Annotated in this window: 17 protein-coding genes; 8 read left to right on the forward strand and 9 right to left on the reverse strand. The window is 64.1% G+C overall.

Annotated features, from left to right (window positions below; translation table 11 throughout):
* Nucleotides 1–116: 116 nt before the first annotated feature.
* The gene (gene glpK, locus ACK8CP_RS12495; RefSeq protein WP_414832017.1) at nt 117–1610 is read right to left on the reverse strand and encodes a glycerol kinase GlpK; all 1494 of its coding nucleotides are present in this window, start codon (nt 1608–1610) and stop codon (nt 117–119) included.
* 211 nt (nt 1611–1821) lie between these two features.
* A complete protein-coding gene (locus ACK8CP_RS12500) occupies nt 1822–2031 on the reverse strand; it encodes a hypothetical protein (protein ID WP_128292231.1) in 210 nt (69 codons plus the stop codon).
* Between the two features lie 241 nt (nt 2032–2272).
* Between ACK8CP_RS12500 and ACK8CP_RS12505 the strand changes: the two genes are divergently transcribed.
* The 4 genes from ACK8CP_RS12505 (at nt 2273) to ACK8CP_RS12520 (ending at nt 5557) form a co-directional block, all read left to right on the forward strand.
* Nucleotides 2273–2866, forward strand: coding sequence for an exopolysaccharide biosynthesis protein (locus ACK8CP_RS12505; protein WP_414832018.1), 594 nt, complete (start codon nt 2273–2275; stop codon nt 2864–2866).
* Between the two features lie 285 nt (nt 2867–3151).
* Nucleotides 3152–3337, forward strand: a complete 186-nt coding sequence (locus ACK8CP_RS12510) for a hypothetical protein (protein ID WP_092809035.1) — start codon at nt 3152–3154, stop codon at nt 3335–3337.
* Nucleotides 3338–3441: 104 nt separating this feature from the next.
* Nucleotides 3442–4848 (forward strand): radical SAM protein, encoded by a 1407-nt coding sequence (locus tag ACK8CP_RS12515; RefSeq protein ID WP_414832019.1) that lies wholly within the window; start codon nt 3442–3444, stop codon nt 4846–4848.
* A gap of 40 nt (nt 4849–4888) precedes the next feature.
* Entirely contained in the window at nt 4889–5557 is a 669-nt protein-coding gene (locus ACK8CP_RS12520) for a hypothetical protein (RefSeq protein WP_414832020.1), read from the forward strand.
* A 31-nt stretch (nt 5558–5588) separates the two neighbouring features.
* On the opposite strand, the gene ACK8CP_RS12525 is transcribed toward ACK8CP_RS12520, so the two are convergent.
* On the reverse strand, nt 5589–7547 hold the full coding sequence (locus tag ACK8CP_RS12525) for an acetoacetate--CoA ligase (protein ID WP_414832021.1): 1959 nt from the start codon (nt 7545–7547) through the stop codon (nt 5589–5591).
* Nucleotides 7548–7675: 128 nt separating this feature from the next.
* On the opposite strand from ACK8CP_RS12525, the gene ACK8CP_RS12530 reads away from it, so the two are divergent.
* Nucleotides 7676–9421 carry an AsmA family protein gene (locus ACK8CP_RS12530; protein ID WP_414832022.1) on the forward strand — a complete coding sequence of 582 codons (1746 nt, stop codon included), beginning with the start codon at nt 7676–7678 and terminating at the stop codon, nt 9419–9421.
* A 68-nt stretch (nt 9422–9489) separates the two neighbouring features.
* Here the strand turns inward: ACK8CP_RS12530 and ACK8CP_RS12535 are convergent, their stop codons facing one another.
* The 5 genes from ACK8CP_RS12535 to ACK8CP_RS12555 form a co-directional block, all read right to left on the reverse strand.
* Entirely contained in the window at nt 9490–10281 is a 792-nt protein-coding gene (locus ACK8CP_RS12535) for an ABC transporter permease (RefSeq protein WP_414832023.1), read from the reverse strand.
* A complete protein-coding gene (locus tag ACK8CP_RS12540; RefSeq protein WP_414832024.1) occupies nt 10281–11174 on the reverse strand; it encodes an ABC transporter permease subunit in 894 nt (297 codons plus the stop codon). The genes ACK8CP_RS12535 and ACK8CP_RS12540 overlap by 1 nt, the downstream gene beginning before the upstream one ends.
* Before the next feature lie 9 nt (nt 11175–11183).
* Nucleotides 11184–12341 (reverse strand): ABC transporter ATP-binding protein, encoded by a 1158-nt coding sequence (locus ACK8CP_RS12545; RefSeq protein WP_234629621.1) that lies wholly within the window; start codon nt 12339–12341, stop codon nt 11184–11186.
* Nucleotides 12342–12401: 60 nt separating this feature from the next.
* Complete coding sequence (locus tag ACK8CP_RS12550) at nt 12402–13496, reverse strand: polyamine ABC transporter substrate-binding protein (protein WP_234629622.1); 1095 nt, start codon at nt 13494–13496, stop codon at nt 12402–12404.
* Between the two features lie 153 nt (nt 13497–13649).
* Nucleotides 13650–15065 carry a short-chain fatty acyl-CoA regulator family protein gene (locus tag ACK8CP_RS12555; RefSeq protein WP_234629623.1) on the reverse strand — a complete coding sequence of 472 codons (1416 nt, stop codon included), beginning with the start codon at nt 15063–15065 and terminating at the stop codon, nt 13650–13652.
* Nucleotides 15066–15287: 222 nt separating this feature from the next.
* On the opposite strand from ACK8CP_RS12555, the gene aceA reads away from it, so the two are divergent.
* From aceA to katG, 3 genes are all read left to right on the forward strand, one after another.
* A complete protein-coding gene (aceA, locus tag ACK8CP_RS12560; protein WP_414832025.1) occupies nt 15288–16595 on the forward strand; it encodes an isocitrate lyase in 1308 nt (435 codons plus the stop codon).
* A 117-nt stretch (nt 16596–16712) separates the two neighbouring features.
* Nucleotides 16713–16946, forward strand: a complete 234-nt coding sequence (locus ACK8CP_RS12565) for a hypothetical protein (RefSeq protein ID WP_092809024.1) — start codon at nt 16713–16715, stop codon at nt 16944–16946.
* A gap of 347 nt (nt 16947–17293) precedes the next feature.
* The gene (katG, locus tag ACK8CP_RS12570; protein ID WP_414832026.1) at nt 17294–19483 is read left to right on the forward strand and encodes a catalase/peroxidase HPI; all 2190 of its coding nucleotides are present in this window, start codon (nt 17294–17296) and stop codon (nt 19481–19483) included.
* A gap of 216 nt (nt 19484–19699) precedes the next feature.
* Here the strand turns inward: katG and ACK8CP_RS12575 are convergent, their stop codons facing one another.
* Nucleotides 19700–20515: a class I SAM-dependent methyltransferase gene (locus tag ACK8CP_RS12575; protein WP_414832027.1), complete on the reverse strand. Its 816-nt coding sequence runs from the start codon at nt 20513–20515 to the stop codon at nt 19700–19702.
* Between the last annotated feature and the right edge of the window lie 126 nt (nt 20516–20641).

Consider the following 20641-nt stretch of genomic DNA (forward strand, 5'->3'; position numbering starts at 1 on the left):
TGAGGTCTGTAAAGCCCGAATGCCGCGCCCCTTCGCCGCGCCCACAACGAGACCGGCCGCCACGCTGTCGCGCGGCGGCCGTCTTCGTCAGAGATCATTTGGCAGAGATCGTGGCGTCAGTCCTGCCGGGTCAGCGTGCGGCGCACGGCATCGCGCCAGCCGGCGAGCTTGGCGGTCCGCACGTCTTCGGAAATCTGCGGCGTGAAGCGGCGTTCGGGGCGCCAGGCCTTGGCGAACTCCTCTTCCTGCGGCCACACGCCGGCCTGCCGGCCTGCGAGCCATGCCGCGCCAAGAGCGGTCGTCTCCAACACCACCGGGCGATCGACCGGCGCATCGAGAAGATCGGCGAGACGCTGCATCGTCCAGTCGCTCGCCACCATGCCGCCATCGACGCGCAGAACCGGATTGTCGGCGCCCTGCCAGTCGCCCTGCATGGCGGACACGAGATCGGCCGTCTGGAAACACACCGATTCGAGCGCCGCACGGGCAAGTTCCGCCGGGCCCGTCGAACGCGTCAGGCCGAACAGCGCGCCACGCGCATCGGAATCCCACCAGGGCGCACCAAGGCCGGTGAAGGCCGGCACGAGATAGACGTCCTGGCCGTCATCGGCGCGGCCCGCGAGCTCACCCGATTCTTCGGCGCGGTCGATCATTTTGAGCCCGTCGCGCAGCCACTGCACGGAGGCACCGGCGACGAAGATCGAGCCCTCGATCGCGTAAGTGGTGCGCCCGTCGAGGCGGTAGGCGATCGTGGTCAGAAGCTTGTTCTTGGAGCGGACGAATTCGTCACCCGTATTGAGGACGGCAAAGCAGCCGGTCCCGTAGGTCGACTTCACCATGCCGGGCGTGAAACAGGCCTGGCCGAGGGTGGCGGCGTGCTGGTCGCCGGCAACGCCGCGGATCGGGATCGCCGTGCCGAAGATCGCAGGATCCGTCTCGCCGAATTCCGCGGCGCTGTCCTTCACCTCCGGCAGCATGGAGCGCGGCACGCCGAGCATGGCGAGAAGCTCGTCGTCCCATTCGTTGCGGCGAATGTCGAACATCAGCGTCCGCGCCGCATTGGTCGCGTCGGTCGCGTGGACGCGCCCGCCCGTCAGCTTCCAGATGAGCCAGGTGTCGACCGTTCCGAAGAGAAGGTCGCCCGCCTCCGCGCGCGCCCTCGCGCCTTCGACATTGTCGAGAATCCAGTTGACCTTGGTGCCGGAGAAATAGCTGTCGATCAGAAGACCGGTCTTCTCGGCGACCGGCTCGGCATGCCCCTCTTTGATGAGGCGCTCGCAAAGTCGTGCCGTCCGGCGATCCTGCCAGACGATGGCGTTGTGGACCGGCTCGCCTGTGTTGCGATCCCAGACGAGCGTCGTCTCGCGCTGATTGGTGATGCCGATGCCGGCAAGATCCGGCGCGGAAAGCCGGGCTTCGGCCAAGGCGCGACGCACGGTCTCCACCGTGGTGCGCCAAAGGTCTTCCGGATTGTGCTCCACCCAGCCGGAACGCGGGAAATGCTGCTGGAATTCCAGCTGCCCGACGCCCATGACGTGGGCGCGATCGTCGAAGACGATCGCTCGTGTCGATGTCGTGCCCTGATCGATGGCGAGGACGTAACCGCCCATATCCTACCCTTCCTTATTTTTTCGTCTCGTCCCTTATTGGGGCGGGCGTCCGCCATGCTCAAGGGCGAAGGCAGGATCGAGGGAAGGAAATCGGCACTCGGGCGGGATGCGGCGGGCAAAAGCCCGGAAATCCTCATCTTCTGAATGCAATATGCCGGCCCCGACAACCCGGAACCGGCATCTTGCGAGGTCAGTCAGTGCTGAAAGGCGGTCAGTGGCGCGCGGCCATTTTCTTGTTGCCGCACAGACGCTCGAACGCGTCGGCCGGGGCGTGCCCGGTCGCTTCCGCTTCGGCCGCGAGATCGCAGGCGGTGGCGAAGGTCGACATCATCTGAGCGAACGAACGGCCCTGACGTGCGAGCGCGTCGTGCCAGTGCGCTCCAGCGAGATGGGGTTGGGGGGTTGAGGGGGATGTGCGCATCGGATCACTCCTGCTTTGACCCTTCTATTCTTGCCGCTGCCCTACGCCCGCCTGCGGCACTGCACAACGTACCTTACGCGATAGCTGCCATCGCGAATTCGGGAGGCTCCGGCTGGAGATAGCGGAAATTCCGTTAACCCCTTTGAAGTCCGCCTGAGCCGGGCTTCGAGGCGCGGCGCGGGCAGGCCGGCGCAGTCGGGCGCGGCGTGGAACCCACCCTCTCCTCCGCCGTTCGGCGTTCATGGAATCCAGTCCCCGCAACACCACCGAGGTCGTCGATCGCCTCGCCGAAACGGCACGCCGGCACGAGCGCGTCTCCATTGGACAGATGATGGACACGTTCGGCCACCGCAGCTACGGCCCCTTCCTCCTGGTCCCCGCCTTGATCGAGCTTTCGCCGATCGGCGGGATACCGGGCGTCCCCACCTTCCTCGCCGCCATCGTTGCCCTCTTCGCAGGCCAGATGCTGCTCGGCCGCGACCATTTCTGGATCCCGGAATTCGTCTCGCGCCAAAGCGTCTCCGCCAGGAAACTGGGCGAGGCGACACAATCCATGCGCGCCTTCGCGCACCGCCTCGACCGCCTGTTCCACGGCCGGCTCACCCGCTACGCCAGCGGCCCCTTCGTGCGGGTCGCGGCCTTCATCTGCATTGTGATGACGCTGACCGTGCCGCCCCTGGAACTCATCCCGTTTGCGAGCAGCGCGCCGATGGGCGCCATCGCGCTCATCGGGCTCGCGCTCCTCGTCTGCGACGGCGCCCTGATGATCGCCGCTACAGGCCTCGCCGCCGTCGCCCTCGTGGTCACGGCGAGCATCTTCACGCCGGCCCTGTAACGGGCACGGCCATGCACGGGTGCTGGCCGGCGGCCTGGTCGCCTGATCTCGCTGTCCAAATAGCAGCCACACATCCACGCGACTGAAACCAGCGCCGATCAGCATCTCCGCCGCCACACTGGTTTTGTATAAAAATGTAAATAAAGAATTATTGTACATTTATTTCCAATAAGAGCTTGGTGATATTCTTTTGCAGTATTTACTCTTGAGTATTTCTACTTGACTCTTTTTTGGATTTCGCCCGTTATTCTCGTGTTGCGTCACGCACACGAGGAGGAAGTCATTATGGCAACTGAAGCCGGACATCTGCATCAGCCCGACTATTTGCGTGGCCTCGCCAAGCAGTTGCGCGAGGAAGCGGACCGGGCGGAGGCCCGCGCCAAGAACCTGGAGACCGGAAAGGAAGCCGTCGGGTGCGATCCCGGCTGCTGGAACGTCCTTTCCACCTGCATCCAGGTGCAACCGCTTTGACATGAAGCGTCCGGCGTCCGTTCCCCGGACGCCGGATCTTCTCCGCCACGCCGCCTTCCGTGCGGCGAAGACGGGCCCAATTCGCATGCCGGGAGGAGGCCACAATGGGCGTTGAAGCGAAACACTCCATTCCTGTCCTGAAGGACAATGTGCGGCTGAAGCCGATGCAAGGCTACGCGCTGGCACATGGCTATCATCCTTCGCTCATTCGGATGATCCATCCCTCACACGCGTTTTTTCTGTCGCTCTGCCACGGCCAGATGACCTCCACCGAGATCGCCTTTCTGTACGGAGAGACCTTCGGGCTTTCTCCGGCGAACGCGCGATCGCAGGTGCTCCGGCTCATCGAGCAGAACCGGATGTTCCTGACGGAAGATGATGTGCCGGTCAAAGAGCCGGGGCCTGATCTGCACGTCAGACCGCGCTTTGAACCGAAGAGCTTTCTCTATCCCGGAAACGACGCGGTCATCGCGAGCGCCATGCACGGGCAATGGCCGGTGCCCGCAGGCATCAACATCACGCTGACCTTCAAATGCAATTTTGACTGCACCTATTGCTACCAGGACCTCCGGCAAAAGGGAGACCCGCGCTGGGACCTGACGAAGTGTCTGGAGGTGGTCGACGAGGCGGCGGATTGGGGTGTCGTGTTCCTGGGCCTCACGGGCGGCGAACCCACGCTCTTCAAGGGCTGGCTGGAGGTCATCGAGCGCGGCCTCAGCCGCGGCATGATTCCGACGATCACCAGCAACGGCACGGTGATCGGCTCGGATCAGAGGATCGCGCAACGTCTCGCCAAAGCGGGGATGGAGGAGATCACGATTTCCTTCGACGCGCCCACGGCAGAACTTCACGACGCGGTGACGCGCTCCCGCGGTCAATTCCAGCGCGTGCTCAACGCCATCCACTATCTGACCGACGCCGGCATCAAGGTCGTCGTGAAGAGCGTGCTCACACCCAGGACACAACACGGCGTCGAAGCGATGATCGACCTTCTCGTCACGCTCGGCGTTGCGGAGATCGGCATCTCCTACATGGAGACCGGCGCCCTCCATTCCGGCGCCAATTCAGAGACGAACGTCACGGACGAAGAGCTCGCGCAGGTGCGCCAGAAGGTGGCGAAGAAACGCGACGATTACGCCGCTCTCTGCCGCATTCATCCCCCCAAGGACACGAGCCGCAAATGGAGCGAGGACGACTGGTATCCCTGCGGCGGCATCAATATGGGCATGTCGATCTTTCCGACCGGCGATGTCTCCGTCTGCGACAAGATGCATGGCGTGAAGGACTTCACCTACGGCAACGTCTTCGAGGCCGGACTGAAAGCGATCTGGAACGGGGACGCGTTCGCGGCGCTGCGTGAGCGCACGGTGGCACCCGCTCTGATCGATCCGGAATGCGCGCGCTGCTCCAAGCTCTATGCCTGCCGCACCTCGTGTTTCGTGGATTCGTTCAACGCCACCGGCAGCTACTACGCCAAGGATCCGCATTGCGGCGGCCCGTTTTTCTCCTGAGCAATCTTCCAGGACCCCCCACCCGGGAAAGGCCAAGCCCATGTCCGTAAAGTTCGATATCAACTATCATGCAGAGCTGACCCAAGAGGCCAATGACGGCGTCCTCGATCAGCAACAGCTCGGCTACGTGGTTCTCGCCAATATGGCGCAAGACCTGCTGCAGACCCAAAGCTGCGTGCACTTCGACAATTGCGATTTCCCAGGCGGGATCCAGCATATCGCCGATGAATGGAATCTCATCGACACGGTCGGCGACAAGTACGGGGATCCCGCGCTCGCCGCTTTCGGCGCGCTCCTTCATACGACGCAGGACTTCTACGCGCATTCGAACTGGATCGAACTGCATGTGGACGACGCGCCGATCCCTGTCTGGGACCAGACGCTCGCGACCTTGCCCGCAGCTATCGTCAGCGGCACCTGGGCGCTCGGCTCGCCGAAACTGTGCGGACCGAACGCACCGAGCCACAGCCAGCTCAACAAGGACAGCCCGAGTTCGACGGAAGGAAGCAAAATCGTTGACAGCGGCCCCAACAAGGGCAAGAGCCTGTTCGAGCTTGCCTATGCGACCGCGCTGTCGGCCACCAAGGTGCAGTACGCCCGCTTCAAGACGGTCAAACTGGCAACGGCCGATCTGCGCGCGGTACGCACCGAAGGCGAGACGTTGATGCACATGATAAAGGCGAACGCCGAATTGCGCCGCGTCTTCTGACGTTCGCCAATTTCCGAACTATCGAACGCTCCTACTTTCGAAGTTCCTCGATATCGCGGAAGAGATCGAGCGCTTCGGGATTGGCGAGCGCCTCGAGGTTCTTCACGTCGCGGCCGTGAACGATGTCGCGCACGGCAAGCTCGGTGATCTTTCCCGATTTCGTGCGCGGAATGTCAGCGACCTGGACGATCTTCTGCGGCACATGGCGGGGCGAGGCCCCGTCGCGGATCTGCTGCTTGATGCGCTTCGTCATCTCCGCATCGAGCTCGACGCCCTCCGCGAGCCTGACGAAGAGAACGATGCGCACATCGTCGTCATAGGTCTGACCGATGGCGAGCGCCTCCAGGATCTCCGGCAGCTTTTCGACCTGATTGTAGATCTCCGCCGTGCCGATCCGGACGCCGCCCGGATTGAGCGTCGCATCGGAGCGGCCATGGATGATGATGCCGCCATGCTCGGTCCATTCGGCAAAGTCGCCATGGCACCACACGCCCGGAAAGCGATCGAAATAGGCGGACTGGTATTTGATCCCGTCGGGATCGTTCCAGAACATCACCGGCATCGACGGAAAGGGCTTCGTGCAGACGAGTTCGCCCTTGGCTCCCGTCACGGGCTGGCCGTCCTCGTCCCACACATCGACCGCCATGCCGAGACCCGGCCCCTGGATCTCGCCGCGCCAGACGGACTCGGTCGGAATGCCGAGCACGAAGCAGGAGACGATGTCGGTGCCGCCGGAAATCGAGGCGAGATGCATATCCTTTTTGATCGCCTCGTAGACGAAGTCGAAATTCTCCGGCGCGAGCGGCGAGCCGGTCGAGGTCATCATGCGCAGGGCCGACAGATCGTGCGAGGTTGCAGGCTTGAGCCCCGCCTTGCGCACCGCATCGATGAATTTCGCCGAGGTGCCGAAGATCGCCATTTTCTCTTCGGCGGCATAATCGAAGAGTGCGTTGCCGTCGGGATAGAAGGGCGAGCCGTCGTAGAGCAGGAGCGTCGCCTCGCAGGCGAGCCCCGAGACGAGCCAGTTCCACATCATCCAGCCGCAGGTGGTGAAGTAAAAAAGCTTCTCGCCCGGTGTGATCGAACAATGCAGCCGATGCTCCTTCAGATGCTGCAGAAGCGTGCCGCCCGCCCCGTGGACGATGCATTTCGGAATGCCCGTCGTGCCGGAGGAAAAGAGCACATAGAGCGGATGGTTGAAGGGCAGGCGCTCGAAGGTCGGCTCCTGCGCCTCGAACGAGGCGATGAAATCATCGAGCGCGACGCCCCGCGGCACACGTTTCGCCACCTCCTCGGCCTGATCGAGATAGGGCACGATGACGACCTTTGCGGCCGTTGGAAGTTTCTCGGCGATCTTGGCGAGCTTGTCGGCCACCTCGATCTTCTTGCCGTTGTACCAATAGCCGTCGCAGGCGATCAGGAGCTTCGGCTCGATTTGCCCGAAGCGGTCGAGAACGCCGCCCTCGCCGAAATCCGGCGAGCAGGACGACCAGATCGCTCCGAGCGAACTTGCCGCCAGCATGGCCGCGATCGTTTCCGGCATGTTCGGCATCATCGCCGCCACCGGGTCGCCCTTGCCGATGCCGGCGTCCCGCATCGCCTGCTGCAGGCGCGAGACGAGGCCGCGAAGATCGTCCCAGGAGAGCCGCCGCTTCACCTTGTCCTCGCCGCGGAAGACGAGGGCATCCTCGGCGCCTTTGCGCGTCAGGAGGTTCTCGGCGAAATTCAGCCGCGCATCCGGGAAGAAGGCCGCCCCCGGCATCGCCTCGGCGCTTTCCAGGATCCGCTCGCCCTTTTCGCCGATGACGCCGCAATGATCCCAGATCGCGTTCCAGAAAGCGGCAGGATCACGCACCGACCAGGCGTGCAAAGCGTGATAATCACCGAGTTCTTCGCCCGCCGCCGCCTCGGCAGCGGTTTTGCGGAAGCGCGCCATGGGCGTCGCCTCGGCTTTGGCCGGATCGGGTTTCCACAAAGGCGTATCGTTCATCAGCGTTTCCTCGGCTCGTGTTCTGTGAGGGCGGTCTTGCCTCTTGAAGGAAGGCGTGCAGAAAGCCCCAAGCGCCTTGCCTTCGGGCGGCAAAGCCCCTATCGCGATGACAACGGAGATAGGTCCCCATGATGCGGCGGCTGCTTATCGCCCTCGGCCTCCTGGTCGTTCTCGTGGGCGGGCTGGCATTCCTCGCTAGCCAACTCGTCTCGCCCGAAGACGTCAAGCGTCGGGTCGCCGAGCAGATATCGGCCTGGACCGGGCGGGAAGTCTCGCTCGAGGGCGAAGCCGTCATCACGCTCCTGCCGCGCCTCAGCGTCAAGCTCAAGGACGTGGAGATCGCCGGACCTCCGGGCGACGACACGCCTTTCGTCCAGATGGCCTTCCTCAAAGCCTCGGTGCGCCTCCTGCCGCTTCTCATCGGTGAGGTCGAAATCGAGGATTTCACCATCGTCTCTCCCGTGATTTCGTTGCGCCGTGCCGCCGACGGGGCCGAGAGCTGGGATTTCGACACGAGTGCCGCCGCGCTGCAACTGGCCTTTGCCGGCGATGTGCGCCTCGGCTCATTCGTCATCCAGAACGGGCGCATCGTCTACAGCGACGAACAGAGCGGACGCCGCGAGGTCTTCTCCAAGGTCAACCTCAATCTGCAATGGGACAGCGTCAGAAAGCCGATCGAAGTCTCCGGCCGCTTCGTGCGGCATGGCGAGGAGATGCGCATCACCGCCTCCGCCCAGCAGCCCTACCGCTTCATCCGGGCCGGCGAAACGACGCTCAATCTCGATGTGCAGGCGAAAAGTCTCAACGCCTCCTTCAGCGGGACCGTGCGCGACCCGCGCGATCCGCATCTCCTCGGCCGGCTCGCCCTCAACCTCGAAGATGCACCCACAGTGCTCTCCTGGTTCAGCGGCCGTTTTGCCGAAGCCTCGCCGTTCCAAACCATTCGCCTCGACAGTGACGCCGACATCGCCGGCAATATGGCGACGTTTTCCGACGCCACCCTCAATCTGAACGGCGTTTCGGGCAAGGGCGCCCTGCGGCTCGATTTCACCGGCACGCCGTCCATGTCCGGAACCCTCGCCTTCCCCTCCTTCGATACGACGCCGGTCCTGCATCATCTCTTCCGCGTCGACGACGGCGAGGCGCCGGCGATCCTCAAGACGCGCCTCACCACCGGCTGGCTCGACGATTTCAAGGCCGATCTTCGCGTCTCGGCCGGCGAAGTTCGGGTCGATGCGGCCCGCCTGCAGCGGGTCGGGGCATCGCTTCTCGTCCAGAACGGCCACGCCCTTCTGACGATCGGCGAGGCGGAGCTTTATGGGGGGCGCCTCAGCGGCAACATCACCCTCGATGTGGATGAAGGCCTGCCACGTCTGCAGACCGCCTTGCGCGCCCACGAGCTCAAGACCGCGGGCCTCACCTCCATGCTCGGCACCGCGCCGATCGAGGGGACGGCCGATATCATGGTCGAACTTGCCGGCTCCGGCGAAGATGTCGGCGCCATGCTGCAGACCGCGACCGGGCGCCTGACCGTCGACGCCAAGAACGGCCGCCTGCCGTATCTCGACCTCGAAGCCGCAGCCAAAGCGCCTGAAGGCGGGGCACAGCCGCTCCTCAACGCGACCGCAAGCACGCCCTTCACGCTGCTCAAGGCGGGCCTCACCTTCGCCGACGGGCAGTGTGAACTCACCGACGGCCTGGTGGAGACGTCGCGCTACACCGCCTCGCTTGCAGGAGAGATCGGTCTTCATGACCGTCGCCTCGACCTGTCCGGAACGCTCACGCCGAAGACGGATCAGCCGGCGATCCCGGTCGACATCATCGGCACGCTGGCAAGCCCGGAACTGACCTCGAGCGCGCCCGCCTCGAACTGAGGCGCAGCGCTGATCGCGTCTATGGGTTGCCCGCGACGACGCTTTCCCCCGGCTTAAGGTTGCCGCAGCTACGGGGCCCGCGCCGGAGAGCGGGCCTTGCCGAGGATCGAGGCCGTCAGCACGCCCAGCGTCACCAGCGCCACGAGGATGGTGCACACCGCGTTGATCTCGGGCGTCACGCCGCGGCGGACCTGGCTGTAGATCTTCATCGGCAGGGTGGTGGCGCCCGGGCCCGTCGTGAAACTCGCAATGACGAGATCGTCGAGCGAGAGCGAGAAGGCGAGCATCCAGCCGGCGACGACGGCAGGCGCAATCAACGGCAGCGTGACGGCAAAGAAGGTCTTCACCGGTGTCGCCCCGAGATCGAGCGCCGCCTCTTCCAAGGAGCGGTCGAAGGAGAGAAGCCGCGACTGCACGACGACGGCCACGAAGCACATCGAGAAGGTGATATGCGCGATCGTCACCGTCCAGAAGCCGCGGTCGAAATTGACCGCCACGAAGAGAAGCAGGAGCGACAGGCCGGTGATCACCTCCGGCATGACGAGGGGCGCGAAGACCATGCCGGAAAAGAGCGTGCGCCCCCAAAACCGCCCCCCGCGCACGAGCGCGATCGCCGCGAGCGTGCCGAGGAAGGTGGCGAGCGTCGCGGACAAAAGCCCCACGCGCAAGGTCACCCAGGCCGCGTCGAGAATGCTCTCGTTGTGCATGAGCTCGACATACCAGCGCGTCGAAAACCCGCCCCAGACGGTGACGATGCGCGAGGCGTTGAAGGAATAGATGATCAGAATGAGGATCGGCAGATAGAGGAAGGCGAGGCCGAAGACGAGCGCGACCAGATTGAAAGAGGTGAAGCGGCGCATCAGCTCGACGCCCTCTGCTGCATCTTCTGGAAAATGACGATCGGCACGACGAGGAGTAGCAGGAGCACGATCGCAACCGCGCTCGCGACCGGCCAGTCGCGATTGTAGAAGAACTCGACCCAGAGCGTGCGCCCGATCATCAACGTGTCGGAGCCGCCGAGAAGATCCGGGATGACGAATTCGCCGACGGCCGGAATGAAGACGAGGAGCGAGCCCGCCAGAATGCCCGGCACAGACAAAGGCACGGTGATCTTCCAAAAAGCCCCGAGCGGCGTCGCGCCGAGATCGTTCGCGGCCTCGATCAGCCGGTAGTCCATCTTCTCCAAGGTGGCGTAGAGCGGCAGCACCATGAAGGGCAGATAGGAATAGACGATGCCGATATAGACGGCCCAATCCGTGTTGATGATGGTGAGGGGCTGGTCGATGACGCCGAGCGACAGAAGCAGCTGGTTCAACAGACCCTCGGGCTTCAGGATGCCGATCCAGGCATAGACGCGGATCAGAAACGAGGTCCAAAACGGCAGGATGATCGCCATCAGCAGCATCGGGCGGATGCGGTCCGGCGCGCGCGCCATGGCAAGCGCCAGAGGATAGCCGATGAGGAGCGTGATCGCCGTCGAAATGAGCGCGATCTTGACCGAGGAGAGATAGGCTTTGATGTAAAGCGCATCCTCCGTCAGCCAGACGTAATTGTCGAAGGAGAGATCCTTCGCCCTCTCCCAAAGCGTCGCCAGCCCGTCGAAGACCGGCGTATAGGGCGGCATGGCGATCGCAGTCGCCGAAAACGAGATCTTCAGGACGATCAGGAACGGCGCCAGAAAAAAGACGGCAAGCCACAGATACGGAATGGCGATGACGACGCGGCGGGCGAGAAAGATGCGCAAAGCGTGCACGCCGACCCCCTATCGTACCAGGACGGTGCCGGCGTCCGGCCGCCAGGAGAGGAAGACCCGGTCCTCCCAGGTGATCGGCCGCTCCACTTCCCGCGAGGCGTTGAGGCGCGTCGCGCGCACCACGTCGCCGGAATCGAGCTTGACGTTGTAGATCGAGACATCGCCCAGGTAGCCGATGTCCCAGACTTCGCCTTCGATGAGATTGGTGGTGGCGTTTGGCGGCCGCTCGTGGCTGATCACCATCTTTTCGGGGCGGATGGCGAACCAGATCGTCTCGCCGGCCTGCGGGCGGGCCACGCCTTGCGGCATCTCCGCCACCTCGACGGTGAAGCCGGCCGCCGTCGTCATGGTCAGGCCGCCGTTTTCCAGATGCGCGATGCGGCCTTCGAAAATGTTCACGTCGCCGACGAAATCGGCGATGTAGCGCGAGGCTGGCGCCTCATAGATGACGGCCGGCGTCGCCACCTGGATGACGCGGCCATGATCCATGACGGCGATGCGGTCGGCCATGGTCATCGCCTCTTCCTGGTCATGCGTGACGATGAGGAAGGTGAGGCCCAGGCTCTCCTGCAGGTCGGTCAGCTCGAACTGCGTCTCCTCGCGCAGCTTCTTGTCGAGCGCGCCGAGCGGCTCGTCGAGAAGCAGCACTTTCGGACGCTTGGCGAGCGCTCGGGCGAGCGCCACGCGCTGCTGCTGGCCGCCGGACAATTGCGCCGGCTTGCGGCGGGCGAAATCCTGCAATTTGACGAGGCGCAGCATCTCGTCGACGCGCACGGCGATATCGGCCTTCGCCATCCCCTCCTGCTTCAAGCCGAAGGCGATGTTGTCGGCGACGTTCATATGCGGGAAGAGCGCGTAGGACTGGAACATCATGTTGACGGGCCGCTTGTGCGGCGGCACGCCCGTCAAAGGCCGGCCATCCAGAAAAATCTCGCCCTCGCTCGGCTCCTCGAAGCCGGCCAGCATCCGCAACAAGGTGGTCTTGCCGCAACCGGATGGCCCGAGCAGGGCATAGAATTCGCGCTCGTAGACGGTGATCGACTGATTGTCGACGGCGGTGAAATCGCCGAAGCGTTTGGTGACGTTCCTGAATTCGATGAAGGGCGGCTGACTCGGATCGTTCCACGGCTGAAAAGCGCGCCTCACGGGCCCGAGCATTTTGGCCATACGTAACCCTTCCCTCGTTGGAGGCCGGGCAGAATGCCTGCCCGGCCATTTTGCGGCCTCTTACTGCCCGGTCTTGACGCTCGTCCAGGCGCGCGTGATGAGCCGCTGCGCCTTCGGGTCGTACGGGTCGACCGTGTAGAGCTTGTCCATCACGTCCTTCGGCGGATAGATCGCCGGATCGCCGATGATCTCTTCATCGAGATATTGCTGCGAATCCTTGTTGCCGTTGGCATAGAAGACATAGTTCGACGCCTTGGCGATGACATCGGGACGCAGGATGTAGTTGATGAAGGCGTGAGCGTTGGCGGGATGCGGGGCGTCGGCCGGGATCGACATCTGGTCGAACCACATCTGCGCGCCCTCCTTCGGGATCACGTATTTGACGTTGATCCCTTCGGCCTCCGCATCGATCGCCTGAAAGACATCGCCCGACCAGCCGACCGCCATGCAGATATCGCCGTTGGCGAGAGAATCGATATAGGCGGAGGAGTGGAACTTCTGAATGTAGGGGCGCACGGACTTCAACAGCTCTTCCGCCTTGTCGATGTCGTCCGGATTCGTCGAATTCGGATCGAGGCCGAGATAGTTGAGGGCGGCCGGGATCATCTCCGTCGGCGCGTCGAGCATGTAGACGCCGCAATCTTGAAACTTCGAGATGACGTCAGGGTCGAAGACCATATCCCAGGACTTCACCGGCGCATCGGGCATGCGCTCGTTGATCATATCGACATTGTAGCCGATGCCGGTCGTGCCCCACATGTAATTGACCGAGTATTCGTTGTCGGGATCGTATTTCGATACCCGCTCGGCAATCGTGTCCCAGACATGGCTGAGGTTGGGGAGTTTCGACTTGTCGAGCTTCTGCATGGCGCCGGCCTGGATCTCGCGGGCGAGAAACGGCGAGGCGGACGGCAGGACGACATCATAGCCCGTGCCGCCGGAGAGAAGCTTCGTTTCCAGGATCTCGTTGGAATCGTAGACGTCGTAGACGACCTTGATGCCGGTTTCCTTGGTGAAATCTTCAAGGATGGATTCGTCGATATAGTCCGACCAATTGTAGACGTTGACGACCTTCTCCTCGTCCTGGGCCAAGGCCGGACTGCCGGAGGCAGCGACGATCGCCAGGGTGGAGACGAGACAAAGAGCTCTGAACAAGAGCACCTCCCCTGTTGGTGGGCTTTCACTGCACGCATAGCGGCCATTCCCCGGCAACATAGGGGCAAGCCGCGGCAAGCTTCAATCGTCGCGAGACCAAAAACGCCGCGTTTTGGCATAACGAAAGTCGCAGGTGCGCCGGCGCCGTGGCGCTCAGGGGATCTCCCGGTCGGATTTGCCGATGCGGTAATCGTGCAGGCTCGCCGGCCGCGTCGCCGGCGGCTGGGCGCGATGGGCACAGCCTTCCCGCTCGCACAGCCGGCAGGTCACGCCGACGGGCCGCGCCGGGGCGGAGCGAACGAAATCATAGACGGTCGCCTCGGCAAAACGCTCGGGGAAGACGAGAAGCGTCGCCCGCAAAGGCGGCGGCAGCGTCTTGTCGGCGAGCGCTTCGGATTCCCGCATGGCGAGCGCGAAGAAGGTCGCCCCGTCGGGAAAGGACAGGCGCGCCGCGAGCACTCCGCTTTCCGTCCGCCGGTCGAAAATCGGCAGGCGCCCGCAGGCGGCGCCAAACCGGGCAAACGGAAAACCCGCGCCTCGGATGCGGGTGATCACGGTGCCGGCGCCGTCGAGAACGACGAGAGCGGCCTCGTCGACGTCGCCTTCCGGATTGCCGGCAAGGGCCGCAAGCCGCGCCATGATGCGGGCATTGCGGGTCTGGAAGCGCTGGCTGAGCCCGGCGAGATCGAAGCGGAATTCGCGCGCCGCCGCGGCAAGGCGCGGGGCCGGGATCAGGATCGCGTCGGCGAGACGACGCGCGAAGCCCGCCCGCAGGAGACGCTGCGATTCCGTATCCTTCGGCGCGGCCTGGGCCGCGAGCTTGTTCAAAAGCGGCGCATGGCCGGAATAGGCGACCTGCAGCGCGACGAGCCAGGCGCGATCGACGAGCGGCACGGATTCGGCAATGAAGAAGCGCATCGAATGGCGATCGAAGCGGGCACGCTCGTCCGGCAGCGCATGAGCGGGCAGGATCCTGAGATCGATGCCATGGCGCTCGCGCAGATGCGCCTTGAGCGCCGCAAACGGATCGTCGCGCGGGGTCAGCTCTTCCGCCAAAGCCGCGGCGGTGTCTTCCAGTTCGGGAAACCACGGCCCCGCCTCTTCGAACCAGGTCGCGACCCGGTCGAAGGGCAGCCGCGCGCCCATCTCGGTGCGGATTTCGCCGCCTTCGGCCAGAAGCTGCGACAGTTCCGAGAGCCGCCCGGCCCCTTCCATATAGGCTTCGTAGAGACGCGAGATGCCGCGCACCACGTTGGGGGCCGCCTCCGCCACCTCTTCCAGCTCCGACGGGCTCGGCACTTCCGCGGCCAGAAGCGGATCGGCGAACACCGCCTTGAGAGCGTCGAGATCGACCCCCTCCTCGTCGAGCTTGAGCTCGCTCGCGCTGATCTTGAACGCCGCCTGCAGCTTCAACAGCACCTGCACGGTCAGAGGCCGCTGGTTGCGCTCGATGAGATTCAGGTAGCTTGAAGAGATGCCGAGGGCTTCGGCCATGTCGGCCTGGGTGAGGCCGAGGCCGTTTCTGACGCGCCTGATGCGCGGACCTGCGAATATCTTGCGTTCCGCCACGATCGCCTCCCCCACCGCGTCGTTGCAACGTCTGCCAACTTACGGCCGCCGCGAGACTTTGTAAATTCCTTACAACTTCGACAAAAACGCGCGTGCAAGACTTACAAGTTCACCCGTTTCACGCGATTTTCCGGCTTTTCGCCCTGGCATTTTGTGCGCCGCATTGTAAATGAGCCTCACAAAGACGGGAACAGACACAAGAAGTCTAGTAAGGAGATTGACATGACCGATTTTCAGAGCCTTCTTCCGAACGCTCCGGCCGATCGCTACGAGGGGATCGAGCGGCCCTATACCGCAGGAGATGTGAAGCGGCTGCGCGGATCTCTGAAGATCGAGTATTCGGTGGCCGAGCACGGCGCCAACCGGTTGTGGAAGCTTCTCCATGAAGACGACTTCGTCAATGCTCTCGGCGCGCTCTCCGGCAACCAGGCCATGCAGATGGTGCGTGCAGGCCTGAAAGCCATCTACCTTTCCGGCTGGCAGGTCGCGGCCGACGCCAACGTCGCCGGCGCCATGTATCCCGACCAGTCGCTCTACCCGGCCAATTCCGGCCCGGAGCTCGCCCGCAAGATCAACCGCACCTTCCAGCGCGCCGACCAGATCGAGACGTCGGAAGGCAAGCAGTCGGTCGACACCTGGTACGCCCCGATCGTCGCCGACGCGGAAGCCGGTTTCGGCGGCCCGCTCAACGCCTTCGAGATCATGAAGGCCTATATCGAGGCCGGCGCGGCCGGCGTGCATTTCGAAGATCAGCTCGCGTCTGAAAAGAAGTGCGGCCATCTCGGCGGCAAGGTCCTGATCCCGACGGCGGCCCATATCCGCAACCTGACGGCGGCGCGTCTTGCGGCCGATGTCTGCGGCGTGCCGAGCCTCGTCATCGCCCGCACCGATGCGGAAGCGGCGAAGCTTCTGACCTCCGACATCGACGAGCGCGATCGTCCCTTCGTCGATTACGACGCCGGACGTACGGCGGAAGGCTTCTACCGGGTGCAGAACGGGCTCGAGCCCTGCATCGCCCGCGCCGTCGCCTACGCCCCTTACTGCGACCTCATCTGGTGCGAGACGTCGAAGCCCGACCTCGAACAGGCGAAACGCTTCGCCGAAGGCGTCCACAAGGCGCATCCGGGCAAGATGCTCGCCTACAATTGCTCGCCCTCGTTCAACTGGGAAAAGAATCTCGACAAAGAGACCATCGCCAAGTTCCAGCGCGAGCTCGGTGCGATGGGCTACAAATTCCAGTTCATCACGCTCGCCGGCTTCCACCAGCTGAACTTCGGCATGTTCGAGCTCGCCCGCGGCTACAAGGATCGCCAGATGGCGGCCTATTCGGAGCTGCAGCAGGCCGAATTTGCGGCGGAATCCGTCGGCTACACGGCGACCCGCCACCAGCGCGAAGTCGGCACCGGCTATTTCGATGCCGTGTCGATGGCGATCACGGGCGGCCTGTCGTCGACCACGGCCATGGGCGAATCGACGGAATCCGCTCAGTTCCACTCCGGGGAGGAGAAAGCCCAAACGCGCGCGGCGTGACCGGGTTGATTTTCCGGTCAGAAGACGCGCAACCTAAAGGCCGCGGGAGAGCGATCCTCTCCCGCGGTCGCAATTGAGCCCGGCGACCGAACTGGGCGCGCAAAGAAAGTGGAGACGATGTTGACCAAACCGCCGGTGAAGGAGCGCGCCGAAGCGCTTTCGTCCGAAATGACTGACGCGCAGCAGGCAGCCATCCGCGTGCTCGCCAACGAACTGCACCGGCTGAATCAGGCCGTGATCGGCTGCGTCGATGCCGGCCTTTCGGTCGAATTGCAGCGCACCGCCCGCCACCATTCCGAAGACGGCTTCTGGGGCGACCTGCTCGTACCGATCGTGGTGAAGCAGCGCTAGACGGGCTTTTCGGGCAACGCGTTCTGCACGCAGGCCGGAGCCTGCGGAGAGGCGTGGCCGGGCCCTCACAGGGCGAAGGCGCAACGCCAATCCTGGCCCTCGGCCGGATCCATCTTTTTTAGACGGCCGTCGCGGCGCACCGCGGCGGCCGTTTCCTTTGGCGCACGCCTCAGCCGCCGCATGCGGTCCTCGTCCGCTCCCCCAAAACCGCCCCGAACACCACACGCGCGCGCTGCGCACGCACGTCATCAGCGTTTCTTATTAGAGCGATTATAAAAAGAAGGCTTCACCTATCGCCCGGCGGCAGATAATTTCTGCTCCTGATAGAAACGTCCAAGGAGGCGCACATGGATGCGAAAGTAGACGACGGTTCCGGCGGCTGCCCGTTCAGTGGCGGGAAACGCGGGGCCCGCAACAGCGAATGGTGGCCCGAGCAGCTCGACATCTCGACGCTGCACCGCAACTCCGACTTGTCCGATCCGATGGACAAGGATTTCGATTACGCGAAAGAATTTCAGAGCCTCGACCTCAACGCCGTCATCGAGGACCTGAAACAGCTCATGACGGATTCGCAGGAGTGGTGGCCAGCCGATTTCGGCCATTACGGTGGCTTGATGATCCGCATGGCCTGGCACTCGGCCGGCACCTACCGCATCACCGACGGGCGCGGCGGCGCCGGGGCAGGACAGCAGCGCTTCGCGCCTTTGAATTCCTGGCCCGACAACGCCAATCTCGACAAGGCGCGCCGGCTTCTCTGGCCGGTGAAGCAGAAATACGGCCGCAAGATCTCCTGGGCCGATCTGATGGTGCTCGCGGGCAACGTCGCGCTCGAGACCATGGGCTTCAAGACGTTCGGCTATGCCGGCGGCCGCGCCGATGTCTGGGAGCCGGAAGAGCTCTACTGGGGCCCCGAAGGCACCTGGCTCGGCGACGAACGCTATTCCGGCGAGCGCCAGCTCGAAGAGCCGCTCGCGGCCGTGCAGATGGGCCTCATCTACGTCAATCCGGAAGGTCCGAACGGCAAGCCCGATCCCGTCGCGGCGGCGAAGGACATCCGCGAAACCTTCTACCGGATGGCGATGAACGACGAAGAGACCGTGGCGCTCATCGCCGGCGGCCATTCCTTCGGCAAGACGCACGGCGCGGGCGATCCCTCGCTTCTCGGGCCGGACCCGGAAGGCTCGGCGGTCGAGGATCAGGGCCTCGGCTGGAAGAGCGGCCACGGCACGGGCTTCGGCGACGATGCCATCACCGGCGGCCCGGAGGTCACCTGGACGCAGACGCCGACCAAGTGGAGCAACTACTTCTTCGACAATCTCTTCGGCTTCGAATGGGAGCTCGAAAAGAGCCCGGCCGGTGCTTATCAATGGGTGGCGAAGGATGCGCCGGCGGAAATCCCGTATGCGCATGACCCGAGCCGCTTCCGCAAGCCGACGATGCTGACGACCGATCTCGCGCTCCGCTTCGACCCGGACTACGAGAAGATCTCGCGGCGCTTCCACGAGGATTTCGACGCATTCGCCGATGCCTTCGCGCGCGCCTGGTTCAAGCTCACCCACCGCGATATGGGCCCGAAAGTCCGCTATCTCGGCCCGCTCGTGCCGCAGGAAACGCTGCTCTGGCAGGACCCGATCCCGGCGGCCGACCACGAGCTGGTGAATGCTGCGGACATCACCGATCTCAAGGCGAGAATCCTCGCCTCCGGCCTGTCGGTCTCCGAGCTCGTCTCGACGGCCTGGGCCTCGGCCTCGACCTTCCGCGGCTCCGACAAGCGCGGTGGTGCCAATGGCGCACGCGTGCGTCTCGCCCCGCAGAAGGATTGGGAGGCGAACGAGCCCGAAAAACTCGCCAAGGCGCTGCAGGCACTCGAAACGATCCAGGCGGACTTCAACGCCGCCCAGACCGGCGGCAAGAAGGTCTCGCTTGCCGATCTCATCGTGCTCGGTGGCACCGCAGCCGTGGAAAAGGCGGCGAAGGATGCCGGCGTCGATGTCGCCGTGCCGTTCACGCCGGGCCGTATGGATGCGAGCCAGGAGGAAACGGACGTCGATTCCTTCCGCGCCCTCGAGCCGCGCGCCGATGCCTTCCGCAATTATCTGAGCGGTCGGCAGTTCATGCGGCCGGAGGAAGCGATGGTCGACCGGGCGGAGCTCTTGACGCTCACCGCCCCGGAGATGACGGCGCTTCTCGGCGGCATGCGCGTCCTCGGCGCGAACTATCAGAACGCGCCGCACGGCGTCTTCACCCACCGGCCGGGCACGTTGACGAACGATTTCTTCGTCAACCTCCTCACCATGGCGACGCAATGGCAGCCCGTTGCCGACGGCACCTATGAGGGGCGCGACCGCAAGACCGGCGAGGTCAAATGGCAGGCGACGCGCGTCGACCTCATGTTCGGCTCGCACTCGCAGCTGCGTGCGCTCGCCGAGGTCTACGCCTGCGCCGACAGCCAGGAGAAGTTCGTGAAGGACTTCGTCGCCGCATGGACGAAGGTGATGGAGGCCGACCGCTTCGACCTCCAGGCCCCGCGCCACTGAGGCCAACCATCGCGTCGCATGCGCCGGATGCCAATCCGAAATCCGGCGCATGGGACAAGCGAAACAGCTTGGGGCACGGCCGAAAGGCCGTGCCCCTTTGATTTGCGCCTGACAGACAGGTCTCGCCCCCGCCTTGAGCAATCGTCTCTCTCCAGGAGACGGTCGAAAGAGGGGCCATCCACGGCAGGCATGCCGGAAGACCACACGCCGGCCGCATCAGCTGCGGTCGATCACGACTTCCAGATACTCGCTCGGCACGATCAGCGCGGCCTCGCCGCCGCGGTTGAGGTCCTGAAGGAGTGTCACGATATCCGCCGCCAGCGCCGCCTGACCGGCGGGGTCGAGCGCCGCAAAGGCGCGATTGGTCGGCCCATACCAGGTGCGGAAAACGTCCACCCAATGCTCGGCGGAGCGATAACGGAACGTGTAGATGCGCGGCTTCACCGTGATCCGACACGCCGGAAAGAGCTCCGCGAGCCGCTCTTCCGTTCCCCAGAGGGAGGGTGATCTCAGCCCCGCCGGCGGCGGCACATGCCGGCCGATCACCTTGAAGAGCCGGCCGATGAAGCCATCCGGCGTCCAGTTGGCGAGGCCGATGCGCCCGCCCCGGCGCACGACGCGCCGCATCTCGCGCGCCGCCTTCTCCTGATCGGGCGAAAACATGACACCGAAAGTGGAGACGGCGACGTCGAAGCTTTCGTCCGGGAACGGAAGCTCCTCCGCGTCGGCCTCCGTGAAGGAGACGGTCTGGCGCTCCGCCTCCGCGCGCTCGCGCCCGCGCTCCAGCAGGCGCGGCACATAGTCGGTGGAGGTGACCAAGGCGAAGCGGCGGGCGGCCGCGAGCGTCGCGTTGCCGTTGCCGGCAGCCACGTCGAGCACGCGCTCGCCGGCGCGCAGATCGAGCGCCTCGCAAAGATCTTCACCGACAATCTGCAAGGTCGTGCCGATCACCGAATAATCGCCGGTCGCCCATATGGCCTGCTGACGCTGTTTGATGGCGCCGAGATCGGACGCCGCAGCAAGAACTGTCATTTTCTGGTTTCCTCATCCCTAGAACAGGAGCCGCCGGGCCTCTCGACACTCCCTTGACAGTTTTTCTGCCAAGGGATGGACTGCTCTTCCGAGTACGCTCTGCCCGACAGATCCGGGCGGAGTGGT

It is taken from the genome of Afifella sp. YEN Y35 (genome assembly GCF_047553465.1).
Classification (GTDB): domain Bacteria; phylum Pseudomonadota; class Alphaproteobacteria; order Rhizobiales; family Afifellaceae; genus Afifella; species Afifella aestuarii.